Source organism: Mesorhizobium huakuii (assembly GCF_030160235.1).
Classification (GTDB): Bacteria; Pseudomonadota; Alphaproteobacteria; order Rhizobiales; family Rhizobiaceae; genus Mesorhizobium; species Mesorhizobium huakuii.
Genome location: NZ_BSNY01000073.1, coordinates 1 through 4,536, shown reverse-complemented (window position 1 = coordinate 4,536; position 4,536 = coordinate 1). Strand labels below are relative to the sequence as shown.

3 protein-coding genes are annotated in these 4,536 nt (G+C 56.5%); 1 reads left to right on the top strand and 2 read right to left on the bottom strand.

What is annotated here, in order from left to right:
- Positions 1–450 precede the first annotated feature (450 nt).
- Positions 451–2,313, bottom strand: a complete 1,863-nt coding sequence (locus tag QQK95_RS33240; protein WP_284278817.1) for a hypothetical protein — start codon at positions 2,311–2,313, stop codon at positions 451–453.
- 1,328 nt (positions 2,314–3,641) lie between these two features.
- The gene (locus QQK95_RS33235) at positions 3,642–3,887 is read right to left on the bottom strand and encodes a helix-turn-helix domain-containing protein (protein WP_284278818.1); all 246 of its coding nucleotides are present in this window, start codon (positions 3,885–3,887) and stop codon (positions 3,642–3,644) included.
- A 179-nt stretch (positions 3,888–4,066) separates the two neighbouring features.
- Here QQK95_RS33235 and QQK95_RS33230 point away from each other — a divergent pair, with 179 nt between their 5' ends.
- Complete coding sequence (locus QQK95_RS33230) at positions 4,067–4,513, top strand: hypothetical protein (RefSeq protein WP_284278816.1); 447 nt, start codon at positions 4,067–4,069, stop codon at positions 4,511–4,513.
- Positions 4,514–4,536: the final 23 nt, after the last annotated feature.

The window sequence follows — 4,536 nt, the reverse complement described above, 5'->3', positions numbered from 1 at the left end:
TTCAATGGCTTAACGGACAGTGTTCGCTATCCGTTCACGTCCAACTGTTCAAGTTGGGCCAGGTTGCGCAAAACCTGCAAGTTCTGTCCCGAATCGCGCCTGAGCGGATGTGGTCGCCGAGCGCGTCACGCGCCAGGAGCCGCATGCTGGTGTGCTACGGTTCTTCCTCGATCAGGCCTGGAACGATGTCGAGGGCGTTCGCGCGCGATATGAGTTGGTTGAACTCGCCGACAAGACAGGACGAGCCCAGGTCGCCGCGGCGCTTTTGGCGGCCTCACCGCTCAGATCTGGGTGTGGCAGGGCCGGGCTAGCCGAGCTGTATGGAGGCAATCGGTTGTTCTGATCGAAGCTGAGACCTTACATAATCCGTATATCCGCGCTCCACAGCCCAGACATGCACAAGTCGTTCGGATCTGCCCAAAATGGCCAAATGAGTGACAGCGTCATTCGTCATTTTATGTCTTTCATTGCACCCATCACCCTCCAATCCGTCCCTTCCAAGCGGCTCTTCGCAATCATTGCCGGACAACTTTTGTCTGGAACGAACACCTCGTAGCGGGTGCCAGGATTGATGGGCAGCATGACAAGCGTCTGGCCCGTGCATCCATCCAGTGTTATGCGAGCCTCCGCCTGCCACCGGGATACCTTTCCGTCTTCTGAATTCTTCCTTGTCCAGGAACCACCGGCCCGTTGCTTATAATGGCGAATACTGCCAGGCATGTCCTGAAGCTCAACCGTGAACATCCGCACCCGCTTGGAGTTCGTTTCACCTTTGGTCAGTGGCTTCGCTCCAGGGCCAGGCGTTGTGTTCTTGGCTTGCGGGTGTGATTCGGCAGCGGATTGTTTGCTGTCTAAGCTGCTGACAGCCGAACCACCATAAACTGTTGTTGAAGTGAAGGGCGCAGCCTTCCCGACATAGGTAAGGACGACGGTTGGCGATTTGTATTGTATTTCTTTGCCATCTCCCAACTTCCAAGTCAGAACCCAATTGTTATGTAGGAGAGGAACTGCTTCTGTATCAGGAAGCTTTGAGACCTGTGTTATAAAGGCATTTTTCTTCCCTTCGTCTGAGTTTTGGTCAAGGCCGGTCCAGTTGCCGACGTACTGTTCTGGATCGAGCGCGCTTGGATCGACTCTGGGTTTTCCGTTCGGATCGTATAGCATTTTGCCTTTGGCGTCCCGCGCCCAAGTTGTATTCGATAAGCAGTCGACGTCACGGGCAGAAATGCACTGCACTGTATCATATGCATCCTTAAGTTGGGGCGAGTAGGCTTTAAGTTTGTCATTGCCCCCCTGGATCAAAACAGTCCCGGCGGATTTGAGGAAACCGTCCTTGATCGCTTGCTCGTCACCTCCAGCGGCCGCAACAGCAATGCCCCCCGCCGCCCCGGCTAGTGCGGCCTTCTTGATAATCTCACCTGTAGTGCCGGCCGGCAGGGTTGCCACTGAATTGCCCATTTCCGACGTCACGCCGGCCACAATCCCGGCTCGCAAGGCCAGATTGGCGTCGCCTGTGCGACGGTACGTCGACCATGCCGCGTACGCCGCTGCGCCTGCAGGCCCGCCATAAACTGCCGCAGCGCTCGCGGCCGCTGTATTAAGCAGGTCGCTCTCCTCGGTAGCTTTGGCGAAGTTTTGTTCGGCGGACTTCGCCGGCTCGGTTCCTAGGCCCCAAATGGAGTCGATTATCTTCCCATCGCGTAATCGCTTTTTAGCACTGATGGCTGCCGTCCCTTCGGATTTCGCTTGATTCTCAGCGAAGCGAGCGGCTGCTTTTCCGGCATCGATTACATCCTTGAAGCTGCGTTTGCTTTGATCACCAACGTCTCGCCACGCTTTAACGTAGCTTGCGGTTGCGTCTCCCGCGGCCTTAGTGACTGTGTTGACGCCGTCAGCGCCTGCCTTTTTTACGGTAGTAAGCGTGTCACCGCCGGCCTTTTCAAGCGTACGGACAGAGTCGCCGGCGGCAGTTTGCAGAGTTGCAAATGTATCGTCGCCAAGTTTCACCACCGCGCCAGCGGTTTCTTTTTCTTTCGCACCCAATTTGTCGAGCGCCTCCTTGGCTGCCGGCGGCAAGGGAATAGGCGAATTGGAAATGAGCGGGCCGGGAATGGGCGAGCTCGGAGAACCAGGTTTGGACGAATCCGGAATGAGCGAGCCAGGATGAGTAGGATCGGGAAGTTTCTTGGGGAGCTCTGGCAATTTCTTGGGGAGCGATAATTTTACTGCGGCTGCTGGCGCTGGGAGCATCGCAGCCAAAATGGCACTGATGATTACAAAGTAGCGAGCAACCGGTATCTCAAGCCTCCACACGATAGTGTCCTCACTCCTGTGTCCTGCGACTGCACCTCGTGGTCAAAACCAATTTGCCGTACCCTCTATGGTGTGTATTGCGCAAAACGGGCTCTGAAGCTGGCAAGTCTGTTGTAACCTTCGCCGCTCGATGCCGTACTGCTCGGCCAGGCAGAAGATGCTGTTAGTCGTTCTTCTTCAGAGCTAAATCATAGTCGATAAACCTACGTTCGTCACGCATCCCGGCGAAGCTAATCCGCTACCTTGGTGACCTATACTGCTGCTGAAGCAGGCCTTCGTGCTCATTCCCCGACAGCACCGTCGAAGAGGAGCGCTGAAGGAGGCCGAGACACGACCTCCAACGGCTGCGCCCCACCCTCTAGGCGCCTCAAAAAGCAATGGGGCGAGGAAGTCTATGCTTGTCGCGCGGGATCGGTAGAAGATGTTGAGCCGGAGGATGTAGAGACGAAGCGCCGCATGGTGTTACCCGAGCTACCGCGAACCGGAAGTTGCCCCGCGTTCAAGAACTGACGGAGCGCAGTCGAAAAAAATCGACACTCGACCTTGGACACTTGGGTTAATCGAAGCCATGGGCATGGTCGATCTGATCTTTCGTCAGAAGATAGACACACGCAATCGACTGGTCTTAATCCTGCTCGATAGCAATTTCGAGATCGTGCTGAAGGAGTTCATTGTCGCGCGAGCGGACCTCTTCCCTCCTAACAAATAGAAAAATAGCCATATTGCTAGTCTGTTCGAACAGGGTCACAAGGCAGTCATAAAGGAAGTTCAGATTCACGTCCCGATGCCGGGGACCTTGCTAGCTAAGATCGATCACTACTATATGCTCAGGAACTCACTGATACACGAGCGAGCCACCCAACAGATAACTGACACGCAGATCAACGATTACCGCAAGGTAATTGAGAAGGTACTCAATCTGCTTTTTGGCTTAAGACTCCCGACCTAGAACGTTCAGTAGCGCCACTCTGTTGGTGCGTACCTCTTGCCGCGTTAACCCAACCCTCGGGACAGATCGTTCCTACCCCGGTCGTAAGTTGCAGATTTTGGGGAATCGCTTCGCTGTGGTGCACGGCTGCCTTCCCCAAAAGCTGAAAGGCAGAAACACCCATATCGACCATCATGGGTTCGGCAGCAAGGGCAGCTTTCGGGACAGAAGCAGTCAGCCCGATCGTCCGCGAAGCCGCGCAAAGCCGCCACTCGCTCGCTACCGCGCCGTTTGGAGGTGCGCTCGCGAGTGGCTACACGCGGCCTCTAATTGGTCAGACACATGCTGCAGCCCACTGCATGCCACTTGGTCGAGCGTATATGGCTGGCAGCGCCCAAAATCAAAAACGACGAGCGAGCCTCACGCCAGGGCCGCCGCCATTTTCAGAAATAAACTCGATGCCCGCCGCCTCCAGTGCGCTGCGGATCGCCTTTCGATTAGCTAAGGTCGTCGGCGGAATGCCGTCCTCGGACTCGGCACGCCTTACAGTCGCTACGCCCACGCTTGCCGCTTCGGCCAGATCCTTCGCGCTCCAACGGACCAGTGCCCGCGCGGCTCGCATCTGGGCGCCGGTGATATCTTTCAGATCATGTGATTGCAAAGTGATCTCGGGTCAGTTAAAAGGTCACGATAGACTGGCCGCTTCAGCCGCTCGCAACGACCCAGGTCCTTGCTGATATCGGCCGTTGCGGGAATACGGCTGGGCGACGTGCGCTTGCACGCAACCCGGCTTGACCACAGCCAAGCTGTTGGGAGCTCGGATCCATGGCTGATTCCGACAATACCACGACTTTGCCCTTCGTCACGCACAAGAGGGGGGCCGCGCAATCGGCGAATGCGATCAACGAAGCGCCAGCAGAAACGGAAATCCGGACTGATGCTATCGTGGCAGCGAAAGAGCCGACTGTTCTCGCCGCAAGCCGCAACGACCCGGAATTGCAACCGGCTGCCCTGCGCGATCCCGCGCTTCTGCTGGTGAGCGACTGGCAAATGGCTCGGTACATCTCCCTGCTGCTATGCCGCGTGCAGCAGCGATTGGAGACCCAAATCATGGTCAATCCCGGAATTCAGGGATTGACCGCAGCTTCACTGACGCGAGTTCGACACCAGACCGCGCTCAGTCTCGGCGGTCCATGGGACTATGCAGTTGCGCGTGAGGCTGAGGTCTTTGCGATGACTGGGCTGCTGCCGGTTTTTCGGACACGAGGTTAAGCTAGCATAGCTTGTTCCTCGAA